This is a genomic window from Paenibacillus radicis (ex Xue et al. 2023) (genome assembly GCF_024722015.1).
GTDB lineage: Bacteria > Bacillota > Bacilli > Paenibacillales > NBRC-103111 > Paenibacillus_S.
The window spans coordinates 1-16912 of record NZ_JANQBD010000008.1; the positions used below are offsets into that span (position 1 = coordinate 1).

The following is a 16912-nucleotide window of genomic DNA, read 5'->3' on the forward strand; positions in this document are numbered from 1 at the left end:
TGCTTAAACTTCATAATAAGAGCTCCTCCTTGATGGTGTTGGGTTTCAAACCCGTGGACAAACCCATCATACCGAGGTGCTCCTTTTTTGACAAAGACCATTTTTTAGGTCCTACAGGAAGGTTCAATAAACCAAAGAGGAGTTGCCGCGAAGCGAGCTCCTCCTCTATCGTATCCGTTAGTTCAACGGTTCACACAAATATTCACTCTAACTCTGATAAATGTGAAGTATCGTTCAACTTATATAAAACATTTTGCTGATATTTGTTTTCATGTAGTGATGAGATACTACCTACAGATGCAGAAAAATAAGCTTTTTCTAATGCAGCAGGCTGTAGTTTCAACCACCAAGCGATGATGTATGCTAATGTCCCGCCATGAGTGACTATTATTAAGTTTTTATGTTCGGTACTATATATCCTATCCATGCAATTACAAACACGTTCATAAAATTGCCTCCACGTTTCACCTTCTTTGAACTCTTGGTAATCTAGTTCAAATCCACTTCTTGTTCTGGGATTTCTATTTTCCTTAGCCCACTCTTTGGTTTTCCCTGCTGAAATTCCATTGTTTATCTCTCTCAGATCAGTGACTTCATGGACACTTAGGCTTAGATGCTTACCAACTATCTCGGCTGTTCCCTTTGCTCGCATTAAATCAGATGAAAATATGACATATTCATCAGTATCAATGCTATCTTTCAATTTCTGACCAATACACTCTGCCTGTTTATTATCTAGATCAGTAAGAGGTGTATCAGTCCAACCGCCAGACATATTATTTACATGATGTTCCGACTGACAGTGTTGAACGAGAATAATACTTCTCATTTCCTCTCTCCCCTTCCAATTCCATCGCAATACTTGTAGTATTCGCCAGGAAATTGAGCTAACCTGCCCGTTACTTCCCTCGGTATTAAGGGATTTTCTCACGTTTACTCGCTCATTCGCAGGATTACATCCCTCTTTGTAAAAAGATACAACGGTTTAGTAATGGTGGTGGCACCACCGAATGGCCATGAAGGCATACGCAAATAGAGGATAAGCCTTAATTTCCTCATAATTCCATTCACTGCACGCATTCTCCACAATGTATAGCATCCTTTATTATATTGATTAATAATTAAATATTGACAAGCTATTAGCTGGAATAGCTTAATGCCTCCGCCAGTCTAATGCTTTATTTTCTCACTCTGCAACAATATTTTCACTATACCTCCCTACATAAAAAATAAAAAGCCTGATTCCTCAAGCTTTTCTTTCAATTGAAGCTGGCTGCCTTCTCTTAACTCGCACTATACCAAGTCAATGCTATACTGCTTCACTCAGAGCTGCCGCAGCGTTTCATCATACACGTAAACAATCCTGCCTGCTAATCTAGGGACGTTTACGGTGAAGTTTTCTTCGACTCCGAAAAACGGACAATGTTTGTGTCCTGAGTTGAGAATGGGACAATGTTCTTGTCGTCGGTTCACGACATAAACATTGTCCCATTACAAAATAAAGCCTCATTATATGCGACCTTGAAACGGATAATGTTTGTGTCGTCCGACATTAATGATTTATTATTGTCTAATGACAACACAAACGGTCAACCATCAAAAACCATGGTTCGAGCCGAACTCCGTCACTGCATAGTTCCCTAGCGGTCATTTGTAAATTATTGTATTTTATACATATGTCTCTGTAAAGCGTTAATGTATTAGTATATCTTTCTTCTTTTCAGGGCGGGCTCAGCAGCCACAAAAAAGAGGCGACCAGTGCCGCCCCCTCTCATGGCCGTTTATGAATAAATACCCTGGTACCCTAACAATTTGGCAATCATGTCAAGCAGTCGTTGCTGTGAAGTCAATTGTTGAGATATGTCGTCAAATCGTTGGTTTAGTGATTGTTCTTTGTCAGAAATGTTGCTGATGATGTCTTGTTCTAAAACTTCAGTTACCTTTTGATTGAGAATATGGAAAACATTTTGCATCTCGGACATTTCTTCAGAAATGCCATCATATTGCTTGCTCTGTAATTCTATTGTTTGGATAATATTACGCAGCTCGGTCACTTCTTTAGATAAATACTCAATACTTTTGTTTAGCCATTCTTCTCTTGCAAGAACTTCATTTCTAACCTCTCGATCAATTACTTCACTTATCTTCTGAGTGAGAATCTGTATAGCGTTACGCATTTCTGATACTTCTGCCGAAATCGCGTCATATCGTTGATCCATTAATTCAGCAGCGGCATTCATGTCACTTCGGAATTCTTGTTCCAGAACCTTGGTTGCCTTTAGAGGCGTTTGTTGATGAATCACATTGCGTAGTTCCTTCACTTCCTCCGAAACACTTTCATAGCGTTCATTTAGTAACTCCGTAGTGGTAGTAAGTATTTCTCCTTTGATATCCCGCTCCGAAGCTTCAGTTACCTTGCGTTGAATGATTTGGATTGCTTCGTACAATCCGGCAACTTCTTCAGTTACACCGTCAAATTGATTGCTCAGTAATTCTATCGTATCAGCAACTTCATTTTCGTTCTCTCGTTCGAATACATCGGCTACACTCTGACTGAGTGTCCGAATCTCACTACGCAGTTCTGTTACTTCGTCAGAAATGCCGTCATATCGTTGGCTCAGTGATTTTGTAGTGGCATTCATTTCACTTTGGATTTCTTTCATCAGCACATCGGTTACCTTTGGCATATGGAGATGGATCACATTGCGTAGTTCCTTTACTTCCTCCGAAACGCTTTCGAAACGTTCACTCAGCAACTCCGAAGTGGCAATAAGTATTTCTCCTTTGATATCCTGCTTCGAAGCTTCAGCTACCTTGTGTTGAATGGTTTGGATCGTTTTCTGTAGCCATGTTAATTCTACAGATATACCCTCAAATTGCCTTCTTAGCAATTCTACTGTGTCAGTAACCTCACTCTTGATATCTTGTTCGAAAACCTCATCTGCCTTCTCGCTGAGAACCTGCATCAAGCTACGCAGCTTCGTTACTTCTTCCGAAATGGCGTCAAAGCGTTGCTCCAGTGATTCTGCAGTGGCATTCATGTCACTTCGGATTTCTTGTTCCATTGCTTCTGTTACCTTTTGCGTGTCGAGATGAATCCCGTTTTTTAGTTCCTTTATATCTTCCGAAATGACTTCATAGCGTTCATCCAGTATCTCCGCTGTGGCAGTAAGTATTTCTCCTTTGATATCTTGTTCAGTTGCTTCGGTTACCTTGTGTTGAACGGTTTCGATCGCTTTTTGCAATCCTGTAACTTCTGCAGATATACTCATAAATTGTCTGTTCATTAATTCTATCGATTCAGCAACCTCACTTCCGATGTCATGCTCGTATATTTCTACTACCTTCTGGGTGAGAATCTGGGTCAAGTTACGCAGTACTGTTACTTCTTCCGAAACACCATTAAAGCGATTGTTCAGTTCTTCAACCGTTGCCGTAAATTTTTCACCATTAATGGCTTGTTCCGAAACTTCAATAACCCTTTGCGTGTGAGCTTGGATTGTGTTACATAGCTCCGTGACCTCATTAGTTAGCTGAACAAACTGAGAGGTTGACTGATCCGTATCAGGTGATTGTGATAAAAGCATGCTGCCTGCTGTAGAGGATATACCCACCTTTTGATTCAAGTCAACTAAGTGGTTGTTGTCCTTTGCGTTCCTTGCAGCTTTATTTGCTTCTATCTTTTGTGTGAGGAGCTGCACCATGTTTCGTAATTCAATTGTTTCTTTACTTAACTGTAAGCTGGAGCTGCTCACAGCTAGAGGTAAAGTTGAGTTGTTTATGACTGAAGCTAAATGGGAGTCAGGTGAGGATGCAGGTGTAGGTGATAAAGGCTTTTCTTCCTCAGTAAATGTGATAATTGCCTTCAGCTGCATTTCATGTAAATATTCTTTTATTAGCTTATGCGGTTTATTGGCATCTCTCATCTTGGAAATAATCTTAAAAATTTCGTTGGCTTCTTCTGTGTATCTTTGGGTTCCACCAACAGATATGGTTGGAAGAAATTCACGAAAGTGATTAGACCATTCCACCATAGTTGCTCGCGTTTTTCCGATTTTACTGGCGATCTCGGTGAGCTTGTATGTTCTCTTCATTGTTATCTATCGTCGTCCTTTCTTCTTATGTCCATTAGGCTTAGGCATTAGCTGTATCATATTATTCAGGACAATAAGTAAATGACAACGGATGGGTGAAGTATTTCTTGCATGAGGAAGAGGTACCTCCCCAGCTACTGAAAATCTCAGCTATGAAAAACATTTCATAGTTGATGATAATTAAGGCGAAGCGCATACTTCATTGAACATAAACCAAATGACTCCTGATAAAGTTCAGGAGTCATCTGGTTGACAGCATACAAGAATAGGTTCAAGCAGCTTTAACTATTCCCCGCCCCTTCTTGAACATTACTTGACATCACTTGCCCAACATCTCCAGTTTCACCAAGGCTCGCAGGATAATAACCGCACCCTGAGCTCGAGTTGCAGCCATACCCGGGGCAAAGCGGCCTTCACCTACACCTTTTGCCAAACCGCTGCTGCTGGCTATATTCACATAATCAACGGCCCAAGCGCCCAAGAGTCTATTTGTATCGCAGTCCGTATAACTCGGGTAAGCTCCGCTGGAAGTTATCGGCCCACCGGCTTCCCTCGGGGGACGGTGTCTTCCGATTGCCCCATCCACTCGCTCTAACAATCAGAATTGCCAATTCCTGCCGCGTGAGTACCTGTGATTTTGTCAATTTTACTCATATAAAAGCTTTATATCCGCCGCTAAGGAGCCGTCCGGCAGTTGATGATAAGACTCGAGCACTCTACGTTCCGTTCCGTAAAATACGCAAGAGTTTCGTTCAAATCCGCGATGCAGAAGCAAAAACGGCAGCTTCCTTCCTCGTATCCGTCCTGGGTAAAGGATCGAGATCCGTTTGGAAAGACTTCAATTGGCTTGTCCGGTGTTAGGCATTATGAAAAATGCTTTTTTTCCTACTCGAGTCAAAACAACATTTTTCAACTGCCAACCCATGCGCACCCTATACCAATTAACGCCCTCCTCGATTCGATCCTATGGAACTATAATAAAACCGCCGTCAAGTTTAAAATTATTAAAAAAAGCCACAAAATATGTGTCCATGAAAAATTATTGTGTGCGTACTTAGATTTTCAAGATAGGGCACACCATAAGTTAAGAGATCATAACCATGCTATACTGCCCGTTAAATTCAACTTTTTGATACGGTGTTATGACTTCTTATGAACGCACATCCAGATTTACAGCCTGCTTTTAGGAAATTTCAGTAGCTCATATGTACAGATAAATTAAATTCATCGGAGGAAACTTACAAATAAGACATCAAGGCTGTCCCAAAAGTGAACTGCACCCCGTCAAGTAGACAGTATAAAAAATGAAATCAGTTAAGCGGCCTTTGTCCTGAATTCCATGGGACTGAGGCCGTTTAGTTTTGCTTGCAATCGTTCGTAATTGTAGAAGTGAATATAGTCATCGATGTCGCTCTGCAGTTGCTCAAAGGTTTGGTAGGTATGCAAATAATACTTCTCGCATTTCAACGTTCCCCAGAATGATTCCATGGGTCCGTTATCGATGCAACGTCCAACTCGAGACATACTCTGCTTTAGTTTAGCCTCATCCAACATCTCCTTAAAGCGCAGAGACGTATACTGGAAGCCCCGGTCACTATGAAGCAGTGGCTTGCTCTTTGGTGCGGCCTCCAAGGCCAGTTCCAACGTCTTAAATACGAGCAGATTATTATTGGAGTGCCCCAGTACATAGGAGATAACTGATTTATCATGAAGATCGAGAATCGCGCTTAAATACGCTTTCTGACCATTGCCATACTTAAATTCCGTAACATCCGTTACCCACTTCTCATTTGGCGTTTCCGCTTGAAACTTGCGGTTCAATACGTTCTCGGCCACCTGCTGCGGCGTAGAACGTTCATATCGCTTTTTCTTTCTACGGATAATCGACTGGATTCCCTTTCGCTTCATAAGGCGTTGTACGCGCTTATGGTTAATCCGCTTCTTGGTTTTACTGCGCATATGTAGGGTGAGTTGACGGTAGCCGAAAATGCCTTCGACCTTCTCATACAAGGACATCATGACCACTGTCAGCTCTTGATTCTCCAATTGTCGCAAGCTAGGCTTGTGGTTTAGCCATTTGTAATAGCTTGACCTAGGAACACCGGCAATCTCGCACAGAAGCTGTATAGGAAGTGACTCCATCTGCCCAACGGCTTGTATCGAAAGGTAGACATTCTCCTGGCGATGCTGGCTCAGAGACGCCTCCTTTCGAACTCTTGTAACTTTTTTAAGAATGCGTTCTCCGCTCTAAGGCGCTCATTTTCGTACGCCAGTTTCTTCATGGCCAGCTTGTGTTGAACCGCTTCTGTTAGCTCCTCCGGCGATTTCGATCTCCCTCTACCGTCTCGCAATGCCTCCTGATCACCTGCTTCGAACTTGTTTACCCACCCGTACACTTGCTGGTAGGAAACCTTAAACTGTTCCGCTGTCTTCCTGTAGTCCCGCCCATGAGATAGGCAGTATTGGACGATGTCAATCCGTTCTTGTAATGTTGTAGAGCGTCCCTTGGTCATAGCCGTTGTTCCCCCTGTATAGATTTTTAAGCTGCTATGACCATTATACATGTCAACCCAACGAGATAGTTGGGTTCTACTGGCGATCTTGTACTTATCGATAACCTCGTATTGCGAAAATGCTCCGGAAAGGTAATCCTTGACCGCTTGATGCTTAAGCTCCGCAGAATAACTTCGATTGCGAGTGCGGATCTCTAAGCCCTCATACCCATAAATCCGATAACGGCGTCGCCACTTAGCCAAGGTTGTTTTCGAAATGCCGAAAGTTCTAGCCGCAGATTTCACACCAATATGACCACTTTCAATCTGCTGGAGTATGGCGAATTTCTCCGACGCCGTATGTTCTGTTTTAGACATGAAAAATGCTCCCCCTCACGGAATACAGGTTTTATTATTTCACCTGTCTACCGTATGGGGAGCATATCAAAGACATATTCATGACTTTTGGGACAGCCTTTTTTTAGTTTTGCATTATCCTGCAGTTACATTAATGAAAAAGGGAGCAACTGCCGACGGCGACCTGCTCTCCAAATGATTGAATTATCGTTTTAAGTTAGCGGAATGACATATTCAAAATTCAACATAAAATGGATGATGTTCTTCATTTAAACAAAACTCAATTCTCTGCCTGAAATTTCTCCAAGTCATCATGTTTTTTTTGCCATAAAAGTCCTATTCGATTCGACACGATTCGTATCATAATTGAGTGAGAAGTCCTATTGAATCGTAAGACGGGAAAAGGAATAATCAAATTAAAACAGGAGGTTTTTTCCATGCGGATGTACAGGAGTTGGATATCCGGCTTACTGGGAATATCCATGTGCTTCGGGTGCCTGAATATATCCGTCTCAGCTGAAATCAAGCTTGATCCTTCAACGATACTAACCCCGGGCCACATTATCGAGTTCCCCATTATCAAAGATTTGATTATTTTCCAAAACTCCAACGACGTTCAGTTGAAATGGAAAGCTCCGACGCTCGCTAGCCGATATATGGGCGCTCCAGCAATAGGACCGGATCAGACAATCTACTTGGGGCATACGTTTATTTTTCTTGGCTCTGTATCATACGTTTCTGCCTTTAAATCCGATGGGACGAAAATGTGGAGCTACATGCTCAAAGACATTCTTTTAACACCACCTATCGTTGGGCCAGACGGCACGATTTATGTCAGTAATGCACACGATAATCCGGGTGAGTTGATCGCCATTCGTCCGGATGGAACGAAGAAGTGGGCATTCGCAGCCGGGGATCAGATTAGATCAACTCCTGTATTCGGATCAGATGGCATCCTGTATGCGGCGTCCCGTGATGGCATCCTCCATGCTCTGAATCCTCAGAACGGATCCGAAAACTGGTTGTACGATATGGAGGTTAGAGGTCAAGCCTCCCTAGCGACGGCTCCTGACGGGACTATATATGCGGCCAACGGCACTTCATCCCTGTATGCGATCAAGCCCAACGGAACGAGAAAATGGACGTACCAAGCCGGCGGGGTTGTGAGCTCTGCACCCGCTGTAGGACCAGACGGTACGATCTTCGCTGGATCGGCCGATCACAACTTATACGCCATCCTGCCTAGCGGGGGGCTCAAATGGAAGTTTGATCAAGGGAGCAACGTCTTCGCTCCATCGGTCGCGCAGAATGGTGACGTCTATATAGGGTCAGAGGACTCCAAACTGAACGTTATTCGTTCTGACGGCAGTCTAAAGTGGCAGTTTGCCTCAGGCGGCTTCGTTGTCCCACCCGTGCTGGCGCCGAATGGGCTGGTCTACACCCACTCCTCTTCCAATAAGGCAATCTATGCGCTTAACCCAGATGGCGCCATTCAATGGCAATATAGATTCGTAACAGACAACCCGCAACCCCTTTCAGTCGGAAATGACGGCACCTTGTATGATGTATCCACCAACTATCCCGATATGAAAAACGTTGACACCAACGACATGGAACATACTTATGTGATGTACATGTATGCCCTCAAGGTACCTGTCAAGACGATGACCTTGGATCAAACTTCTCTAGCCCTAACTGAGGGGCAGACGAGCAAGCTTACGACTTCTTTTACGCCAAGTTATGCATCCAATTCCACCGTCACGTGGAAAAGCAGCAATCCGAACATAGCTTCCGTGGATAATAAGGGCAACGTGAGTGCCCTCATATCCGGTACGGTAACCGTTACGGCAACTTCTGGTGACGGTCCCGTAGCACAGTGCAAGATTACCGTCACAGCTCGAACGGTCACGACAACCGAAGTAATCAGTGTTGTCCTGAACAAAACTGCACTATTCCTTCGTACCGGAGATAGCGTTTCTCTCATGGCAAAGGTAATTCCAGATAACGCTACGAATCAGAATGTGACATGGGTAAGCAGCAACCCGGGAGCAGCTACTGTGAACCTTAATGGAAAAGTAACCGCACTCTCCCCAGGTTCGACAGACATTACAGTCACCACACAGGACGGTAACTTTATTGCCAGGAGCAAGGTAGTCGTCACGGCAGGAACTTCCGCAGACTCCGGCCCGTTCATTGACATCAAGGGAAATTGGGCGACTCCTGAGATACTGCGCGCTTATGAGTTAAAAGTAGCCAGCGGCTACCCAGACTTCACGTTTCAGCCGAATGCGAACATTACTCGATCAGAATTCACTGTTATGCTAATGAATGGGTTGAAGCCGGCGTTTGAAGGTGCGGATCTCACGTTCACTGATACGGGTCAGATCCAAGACTGGGCGGCCAAGTCCGTTAAGCAAGCCGTGAAGCTTGGCATTATTAGCGGCTACCCTGATGGTTCCTTCCGTCCCACTGCGAACATTACCCATGAGGAGATGATGTCTATGGTAGTAAAAGGACTGGGCATAACTCTCACTCCCGGTGCGACGACTGATTATGCCGACGATGCCGATATTCCCGATTGGGCCAAACCTGCTGCCTCGATCTCCAGTAAGAACAATCTGCTTGGTGGTACGACTGGAAACAACTTTGCACCCACAACATTGGCTACCCGTGCCGAGGCTGTAACCGCCATCGTCAGGATGCTCGATATTAGACTTTGATGATTTCCTACGCCATTAGATAGCCCCACAAACGCAGACCTCAAGAACATATATCCATTGCTGAAAAACCCCAATTGGATCGCGGCCCCCAAGCTCCGGCGCGCTGCAACCGCAAGCCAAGATGAATAGATGAGATTTTCATCTGCAGTTGGTGACCGTTCACCTCAATAGATCGGTTCACCCTCATATCCCAAGACGTAAACGAGGCTGCCCGATTATGCCGGCAGCCTCGTCCCTGGTTTCTTATTCAACTATTGTTCTCCGTCCCTTAGTTGATGATATGTCCACGTACCCAATCACTTATTTGGAGAGCCACTTCTTTTACCCCCGTTTTAGAAGTATCGACGGTCGGCATTGGTGGTGTGTATGCTTTATCAGCATTTTCAAGCAACGTCTTTTGTAGCAGGTAACGCTGTCTTTTCGGGAATAGATTGATCCTGAGCAGTTGGCACCTGCTGCGAAACTTGCGTCAAAGCATCCTCAGCTAAGAGGCGGCGTCTTGCAAGGTGTCCCTTCAACCAGCGCCAACCACCACCGAGCAGCAATACAATCACGATCCAAAATTTCTTTAGCAACACGACCAGAGCAGCCAAGATCCCAACCTTTTTGGCAACGGCCAGTCCTGCACCACCAAGGATTAGGGCTGTTAATCCATACTCGGATACCTTATCCTTGCTTTCATCAAAGTCCTCATAACGTTGGCCTGTCTTCATTTTTATAGCACTCAGTACTTGAGAGGACACAACCTTCTCATCCTCTGCACGGTGCTCCGGGTCGGAAACCAGTATGGCTGAAATGTATCCGGTTCGGCTTAAAATCCGTACGTTATAGTTAACTAGCGGGCGATTTTTGGCGTCGGCAGCAGCAATTGACCAGGTGAGATAGTGCGTGATCCCATCATAGAACGGCTTCACGTCCCAGCCCGTTATTCGTAAATGCTCTTCAGCAGGGAGATCCTTATTACGTTGCTCAGTTCCATCCCGATAACTTTGCAATAGAGCATTCGCATCAATATTTTTCTTCTCTTCATCTTTTATATGGTCGGAATCCCGATATTCAAGAAACAGTGACCAGTTTTGCTTCGTGTCAGCTGGATAGACACTCCCTATTTCAGTGCCGTTTGGTTTGTCATGGCTGTCGGAAAGCAGTTGCTTTGTATCAACCGCATTCAAAAATACAAAATCCTTCCCCAGATCGAGGGTCGAGGTGGTACCAAGATCAACCGTCGTATCGCCCTTGACCCAGTTGTATTTGGAGTTGTTGGTGCTATCCCCTTCCGCCCACACTTGACCTTTCATAATACTTAATAAAACAACAGCGGCAAGAAGCATCTTCCCCAATTTCATTCATAGTCCTCTTCTCTATTCGATTACATTCGACAGAATAGTATTATTTTACCATCATTTCGCTAAAATGGAATCTAAATATTGTAAAAAGACAGCCGGCCAGCTTATGAAACCAGGTAGGGAAAGCATACTGCCTTTTTAATAACTTCCCTTTCATCACCTACGGCAATAATAAGATCGTGCTAATTCCGAGAAGCACTAATAAGCTTCCTGCAATAATTCGGATATTGATGCCCTCCTGATTTTTTAGCAAAAAATAGCTGAGTGGAATTACCAGAAGGGGCTGGGCTGTCGTAATTAGAGTCGCAATTGAAACCGGTATGTAGTGCATCGCAGCAATATGGGCGATTTGCGCTGAAATGGTCAGCACCCCGCTGATTACATATAACCGTACCGCTTTGGAATCCGCATTATGCAAGGAAGAGATGATGTGTCTCGCTTTTTTGTTAAATATGAATTGCAGGATCACTCCCGTCAACGCCCCCAGCAAGCCCCCAAGCACAGGCTCGTTCCAATCCTGAATAGCGGTTCCGCGGGTAATATTTCCTAACGCATAGGATACTGCCCCTAACAAAGCTAACGCAGCTCCCGGCTGTACAAGTCCACGCCATCTTTGCCATTTGGATACTTCACTATGTGGCAAGGCCACTTCCCCGTGCTGTCCTGCAGCGGCATATTTACGCGACGGATTGTAGCTTACCGCAAAAAGCCCCAACAAAACGACGACGACCCCCAATGATTCCCAATATGACAAGGTCTCATCTAAAAACAGCCAGGCCATAAGAAAAGTGAACAATGGACTACTGACCATAAACGTACTGGCTTTAGACGGCCCTAACCTGGCAATCGAATCAAAATACAAGGAACGTCCTAAATAAGAAGCAAAAACTCCGGATGCTGCAAACATAAGAAAGCCAAGACTATGAAATTCGAGAGGATCGCTATCCACAACCAGACGGATAATAAATAAACCAAAGGAAAATAACACGTTAACCGAAATCGAAATCATAAAACCAACATCTAAACTAAGCCGACCACTGGCGGTCTTGGTAACGATAACATTTAAAGAAAACATAAGCAGCGATAGAATAGCTAATAGTTCCCCCACCGGAAGCCTCCTTTTTCACTACACAAAAACAATTCATCCTTTAATAACTAGCCCTAAAAGCCCCGCTAAGGAAGCCGCCTGACGCCGTGTCACGATACAACCGGGCAAATCCTCTATTTCCACATGCAATCCGTCAAATTCGCAATCACTCAGATCAACTCCCTCCAGCTTCGTCCCCGACAGCACAGCCTGATCCATATTGCATCTGGAAAAAAATAATGGATTCAGCGTGGAATGATAAAAATCAGAACTAATTAATGAACAATCCTCAAAACCGACTTGCTTGAATTTTGCAAGCTGGAACAGGGAATAGTCCCCTAAGCACTCTAGAAAACGAACGTTTTGAAATCTGCTTTTGGAAAAGTCCGTACCTATGAGCTTGCAATTTCTGAACTCTACCCGATGAACGAAGGAACCGGAAAAATCAACATTGGAGAGATCACATTTTTCAAAAATAATGTCTGTAAGCTCGCTCTCCGGCAGTGACGACTCCATAATTGTTACCTTAGTAAAAACCATTTTTTCAAACGAAACCTTGGAAGCCTTCTGATTGTTTATTGTCGTATTGTCTACAGACCCCGTGCTGAATTCGTCTCTTGATTGGAGAGTGTGCAATTGTTCAGTTACTTCCGGTAAATTTAAAGGGATCTTGGGCAATTCAATTTTACTTTTCATGGATACCTCCATTTATTAGACATTTAGTTATCCATCAACTATTAGTTGTGAATACAAGCTAGCATTATCAAAAAAGCATATCTTCATAATACTCTGCATGTACTCTTGCCGTCATTAAGCAGGCTATACTTTTGCTATATTTCCTAACAGGCGAAATTCCGGGTTGATTTTTTCCAAAATGAGGGTATGCTAATAAAAACTTCTATTGGAGCCTTACAACTGCATAACCGCGAGTGCTATAGGCCTTCGTCTCTTATTAGAGATGGAGGCTTTTTTGCGTTAAAAAGTGGCTACAGCAGTGCCTTGCTTTATGCGGATTTAGTTTGATTCCGGCGTGCTTGGTGATCGTGGTCCAATTTGAGTAAAACGCTGAGTATGTGTATGGAGTACCTCTAGTTGATAAAAATAATGATTCGCGGTCAGGCAAGTCGTTGAACTTTGCTTGTGTGTTTGCGGATTGACGCCGCTCGGAGTTCACATCCCATCACCGATGATCTCAGGAACCCATTCTTCATTAATGATCTTAAAGTAAGAATCCGTTTGCTTTCTAAAGGAGAGTGGTTCCTCAGTACCGGCTGCCTTTGGCATTCTTGGTCGGTTTCCCCTTTCCCCCGGCTGCTCAGAAAGACTATCTTTGAATTCCAAATCGATAGCGGATTGGCATAGGAATACTTCTTTAAGCGAATCATTGTCTTATAAAACCCTTCACAAAAAAAGTGGACAGTCCGTTTCTTTGAACGGATGTCCACATATGATGTGTAACAATATATGAAAATACAGTAGAATTATGGACTCGTCAACGAAACTTGTAAATTAATATTACGTTGTATTTTATACATATGTCTATATATCGATGAAACTCCTTGTTTGGCAACCACTCGTATTGTCTAAAGACACAAATGTGCCCACATTAATGACACAAATCTCCCTACATTGTATAGCAGCAAAAAGAAAAACCACTCGGCCTGAGTGGTTCTTTTGAGCAATTTATTTACCGGGATATAATTTGTTCAGGGATTCTCTCTGTGATGGCTTAATATCAATGATGTTGCGAATGCTCTTTGCCTTGGCCTCGGCTTCATCGAGCGTATCACTTAAGCCCAAAGCAAGTAAGGTGCCAGCGGCTACCATACCGGTTCTGCCTTTTCCTCCACCACAATGAAAAGCAATTTTCTTGTTTTGCTGGTAAGCTTCGGTGACGGCCTGGATCGCTTGCTCAAAGGCCTTTTCTTGCGGAACGGCAGAGTTGTCCGCTAACGGTATTTGAATCCATTTCGCATTCGCCGATAAGGAAGCACATTCCGTTGCTTCGCCGCGAAGATCCACGATTACGTCAATACCTTCATTTTTCACCATAGATTCAACGTCAGTGGCCGCGCCCATGAAAATTTTATCCGGAATCAATGCATGATAGTTTTTTTCAGACGACATGGACTAAACTCCTTTTTTAAATGATCCAAATTCAATTGCAACCGGAGCTGATGGTGGAGCGCAGCACAAGGATAAATCCTTGGTTTCTCCGGCCGATTCAAATTCCGAATCTTCTTTTGTGTAGAAAATCTCCCAAGCGTTTCCGTCTGGATCATACACCCAAACTTTATCCTGTACCGCATAGCAGCAAGTCGTATTCATCTCGTCAATCAGCAGCAAGTCGCTTTGACGTAGCCGCTCACCCATGGCCAGTACTTCTTCGGTGTTATTCACTTGGAAACCCAAGTGATTCAATATACCCTTCTGTTCAAAGGGACGGACATTTAACGAAAAGTGAAGCGCCGGTTCTTCTAACTCAAATTTTGCATAATTATCTTTGATTTTACTTGGTTCTGCCCCAAAAAAGGCACGATAAAAATCGAGTGACTTATTGAGATCGGTGCAGTTTAAAGCGACATGCATTCTTTTGATCATAGGAGCCAGCTCATTTCCCTTCTTTGACGAATTGTTCAATCCGCCTCTTAATCGAATCACGAACGATGCGGAACTGATTCATGATTTCGTCTTCCGTTCCAGTCGCCTTTGCTGGATCATCAAACCCCCAATGCCATTTGGTGACATTCTTGTTGGAGATCACAGGACAATGCTCGTCAGCGTGGCCGCACAGGGTAATGACATAATCCGCACGATTCAAAATGTCCGGATCAATCACATCGGAGGAGTTTTTGCTAATATCCACTCCAGCTTCGTTCATGACTTGAACCGCACGCGGATTGAGTCCATGCGCTTCAAGACCCGCGCTTTTCACTTCGTATTTGTCGTTGCCAAGAGCGTTCAAAAACCCATCTGCGATTTGGCTTCTGCAAGAATTTCCGGTGCACAAAAAGTAAATTAATGTTTTTTTCTCCATGATTAAAATCTCCTTTGTTCGTTCAAATGGTGAAACGATTTAAGCACCTTGATGTCCTCTTTTGGTTTGTTTACTTCCCAAAAAAGACTTAATGATCATCGCAACAACAACGAGCACAGCGACAATCGAAACAATACATAACCATACATTCACGTTCCATGTTTGGATGACATAGAGCCATAAGTAAAGACCGGTGAGGGTAAACAATAACGTTGGAACGGTTAAGATAATCCCGATTTTAAAGTAATACCCCCAGCTGATTTTCACGTTTTTCGTGGATAGCACATGAAGCCAAAGTAGAGTTGCCAATGATCCGATCGGAGTAATTTTCGGTCCTAAATCTGACCCGATCACATTGGCATAAATAAGCGCTTCACGAATAAATCCTTGGGTTTCTGTTCCTTTGATGGCCAGTGCATCAATCATGACCGTTGGCATGTTGTTCATAATGGACGACAGGATCGCTGCGATGAAGCCCATGCCTACCGTCGCCGCGAACAGCCCCTTGTCTGCGACAGCTTGTATGACGCTGCCTAACGCATCGGTAAGCCCCGCGTTTCGCAAGCCATAAACGACCACATACATGCCAATGGAGAAAATCACAACGGCCCAAGGAGCGCCTTTCACAAGCTTCCAGGTATGAATCGCAGGGCTTTTTCTAGCGGCGAACAAAAAGGCAATGGCTGCGACACCGGCAATAATTGATACAGGGATGGATAAAAATTCACTGACGAAATACGCAACAAGTAGCGCAGCTAAAATGACCCAAGATAATTTAAACAGCCTCATATCCTTAATGGCTTCACTCGGCTTTTTAGCTGAGTGAGATTATAACTCTTTGGAAGGCTTTTGCGGAAATACAGATACAACACCAGCAGACTTGCGATGATCGAAAAGAAATTCGGAACAATCATACGACTCGCGTATTCAGCAAATCCGATGTCGAAATAATCGGCAGACACAATATTCACCAAGTTACTTACGACAAGCGGCAATGAAGCTGTATCGGCAATGAATCCACTAGCCATAATAAACGGCAGGATCAACTTTTCATCAAACCTAAGCGCCCGAACCATCGCTAATACAATGGGCGTGATGATCAAAGCTGCACCATCGTTGGCAAATAGAGCAGCGACCGCCGATCCAAGCAGGATAATAAACACAAACATGAGTAGACAGCTCCCACGTGCCAGCCGTGCCATATGTAACGCCGCCCACTCAAAAAATCCAATTTCATCAAGCACCAATGAGATTAGAATGATGGCCACAAACGCCAAGGTTGCATTCCAGACAATGCCGGTGACAGTCCCAACATCTGCGAAGCTGACCACGCCGAAAATTAACGCGAGGATGGCTCCAGCACTTGCCAACCAACCGATATTTAATCCCTTTGGTTGCCAAATGACAAACGTTAGAGTTACTAAAAAAATAAGAAAAGCAGTAATAGCCATGTAATCCTCCACACTATTCACAGTCATTTTTTAACTGATCGATTTTTCCTTTTAAGGATGGGATATATCCTAAAACTGCCTGAATGTAAGGTTTGTCTTCAATATTTAAGGAATAATAAATCCATTGACCTTTACGCGTTTCGTTCACAAGCCCTGCCGATTTTAATTTACGCAGATGCTGGCTTGCGTTGGGCTGTGACGTTTCCAATAAATCCACAATGTCACAAACGCAAAGGGATCGTTCTTTCAATAAGGCCAGCATCGTCAGCCGGGTCTTGTCACCGAGCAGTTTTAAATTTTCTGACATTTCATTGATTTGTTCCATATC

General features: G+C 43.9%; 14 protein-coding genes and 1 pseudogene. 1 reads left to right on the forward strand and 14 read right to left on the reverse strand.

The window, feature by feature from the left end; all coding sequences use genetic code 11:
• Positions 1-202: 202 nt before the first annotated feature.
• The 5 genes from NV381_RS12125 to NV381_RS12145 form a co-directional block, all read right to left on the reverse strand.
• Positions 203-829, reverse strand: a complete 627-nt coding sequence (locus NV381_RS12125) for a histidine phosphatase family protein (protein ID WP_258213556.1) — start codon at positions 827-829, stop codon at positions 203-205.
• A gap of 952 nt (positions 830-1781) precedes the next feature.
• Complete coding sequence (locus NV381_RS12130; protein ID WP_258213557.1) at positions 1782-4094, reverse strand: hypothetical protein; 2313 nt, start codon at positions 4092-4094, stop codon at positions 1782-1784.
• Between the two features lie 319 nt (positions 4095-4413).
• Positions 4414-4692: an S-layer homology domain-containing protein gene (locus NV381_RS12135; RefSeq protein ID WP_258213558.1), complete on the reverse strand. Its 279-nt coding sequence runs from the start codon at positions 4690-4692 to the stop codon at positions 4414-4416.
• Between the two features lie 716 nt (positions 4693-5408).
• A complete protein-coding gene (locus tag NV381_RS12140; protein WP_308861851.1) occupies positions 5409-6329 on the reverse strand; it encodes an IS3 family transposase in 921 nt (306 codons plus the stop codon).
• Positions 6287-6964 carry a helix-turn-helix domain-containing protein gene (locus NV381_RS12145; protein WP_258213559.1) on the reverse strand — a complete coding sequence of 226 codons (678 nt, stop codon included), beginning with the start codon at positions 6962-6964 and terminating at the stop codon, positions 6287-6289. Before NV381_RS12145 ends, NV381_RS12140 begins: the two co-directional genes overlap by 43 nt.
• Positions 6965-7380: 416 nt before the next feature.
• Here NV381_RS12145 and NV381_RS12150 point away from each other — a divergent pair, with 416 nt between their 5' ends.
• A complete protein-coding gene (locus NV381_RS12150) occupies positions 7381-9663 on the forward strand; it encodes an Ig-like domain-containing protein (RefSeq protein WP_258213560.1) in 2283 nt (760 codons plus the stop codon).
• Positions 9664-10046: 383 nt separating this feature from the next.
• Here NV381_RS12150 and NV381_RS12155 read toward each other — a convergent pair whose 3' ends face one another.
• The 9 genes and pseudogenes from NV381_RS12155 to NV381_RS12195 form a co-directional block, all read right to left on the reverse strand.
• Positions 10047-11009 carry a DUF2167 domain-containing protein gene (locus tag NV381_RS12155; RefSeq protein ID WP_258213561.1) on the reverse strand — a complete coding sequence of 321 codons (963 nt, stop codon included), beginning with the start codon at positions 11007-11009 and terminating at the stop codon, positions 10047-10049.
• 160 nt (positions 11010-11169) lie between these two features.
• Positions 11170-12117, reverse strand: coding sequence for a DMT family transporter (locus NV381_RS12160; protein WP_258213562.1), 948 nt, complete (start codon positions 12115-12117; stop codon positions 11170-11172).
• 33 nt (positions 12118-12150) lie between these two features.
• Positions 12151-12792, reverse strand: a complete 642-nt coding sequence (locus tag NV381_RS12165; RefSeq protein ID WP_258213563.1) for a pentapeptide repeat-containing protein — start codon at positions 12790-12792, stop codon at positions 12151-12153.
• A gap of 256 nt (positions 12793-13048) precedes the next feature.
• Entirely contained in the window at positions 13049-13270 is a 222-nt protein-coding gene (locus NV381_RS12170; protein WP_258213564.1) for a site-specific integrase, read from the reverse strand.
• Between the two features lie 509 nt (positions 13271-13779).
• Positions 13780-14223: a protein-tyrosine phosphatase family protein gene (locus NV381_RS12175; protein ID WP_258213565.1), complete on the reverse strand. Its 444-nt coding sequence runs from the start codon at positions 14221-14223 to the stop codon at positions 13780-13782.
• Between the two features lie 3 nt (positions 14224-14226).
• Positions 14227-14697: an ArsI/CadI family heavy metal resistance metalloenzyme gene (locus NV381_RS12180; RefSeq protein ID WP_258213566.1), complete on the reverse strand. Its 471-nt coding sequence runs from the start codon at positions 14695-14697 to the stop codon at positions 14227-14229.
• A 10-nt stretch (positions 14698-14707) separates the two neighbouring features.
• The gene (arsC, locus tag NV381_RS12185) at positions 14708-15133 is read right to left on the reverse strand and encodes an arsenate reductase (thioredoxin) (RefSeq protein WP_258213567.1); all 426 of its coding nucleotides are present in this window, start codon (positions 15131-15133) and stop codon (positions 14708-14710) included.
• 39 nt (positions 15134-15172) lie between these two features.
• Positions 15173-16584, reverse strand: a pseudogene (locus tag NV381_RS12190) (arsenic transporter).
• Positions 16585-16597: 13 nt separating this feature from the next.
• Positions 16598-16909 carry an ArsR/SmtB family transcription factor gene (locus NV381_RS12195; RefSeq protein ID WP_258213568.1) on the reverse strand — a complete coding sequence of 104 codons (312 nt, stop codon included), beginning with the start codon at positions 16907-16909 and terminating at the stop codon, positions 16598-16600.
• Positions 16910-16912 lie beyond the last annotated feature (3 nt).

Coding starts and splice junctions, on each gene's coding strand:
- NV381_RS12125 (WP_258213556.1), bottom strand. CDS start 829: ATGAGAAGTATTATTCTCGTTCAACACTGTCAGTCGGAACATCATGTA.
- NV381_RS12130 (WP_258213557.1), bottom strand. CDS start 4,094: ATGAAGAGAACATACAAGCTCACCGAGATCGCCAGTAAAATCGGAAAA.
- NV381_RS12145 (WP_258213559.1), bottom strand. CDS start 6,964: ATGTCTAAAACAGAACATACGGCGTCGGAGAAATTCGCCATACTCCAG.
- NV381_RS12150 (WP_258213560.1), top strand. CDS start 7,381: ATGCGGATGTACAGGAGTTGGATATCCGGCTTACTGGGAATATCCATG.
- NV381_RS12155 (WP_258213561.1), bottom strand. CDS start 11,009: ATGAAATTGGGGAAGATGCTTCTTGCCGCTGTTGTTTTATTAAGTATT.
- NV381_RS12165 (WP_258213563.1), bottom strand. CDS start 12,792: ATGAAAAGTAAAATTGAATTGCCCAAGATCCCTTTAAATTTACCGGAA.
- NV381_RS12175 (WP_258213565.1), bottom strand. CDS start 14,223: ATGTCGTCTGAAAAAAACTATCATGCATTGATTCCGGATAAAATTTTC.
- NV381_RS12180 (WP_258213566.1), bottom strand. CDS start 14,697: ATGATCAAAAGAATGCATGTCGCTTTAAACTGCACCGATCTCAATAAG.
- arsC (WP_258213567.1), bottom strand. CDS start 15,133: ATGGAGAAAAAAACATTAATTTACTTTTTGTGCACCGGAAATTCTTGC.
- NV381_RS12195 (WP_258213568.1), bottom strand. CDS start 16,909: ATGGAACAAATCAATGAAATGTCAGAAAATTTAAAACTGCTCGGTGAC.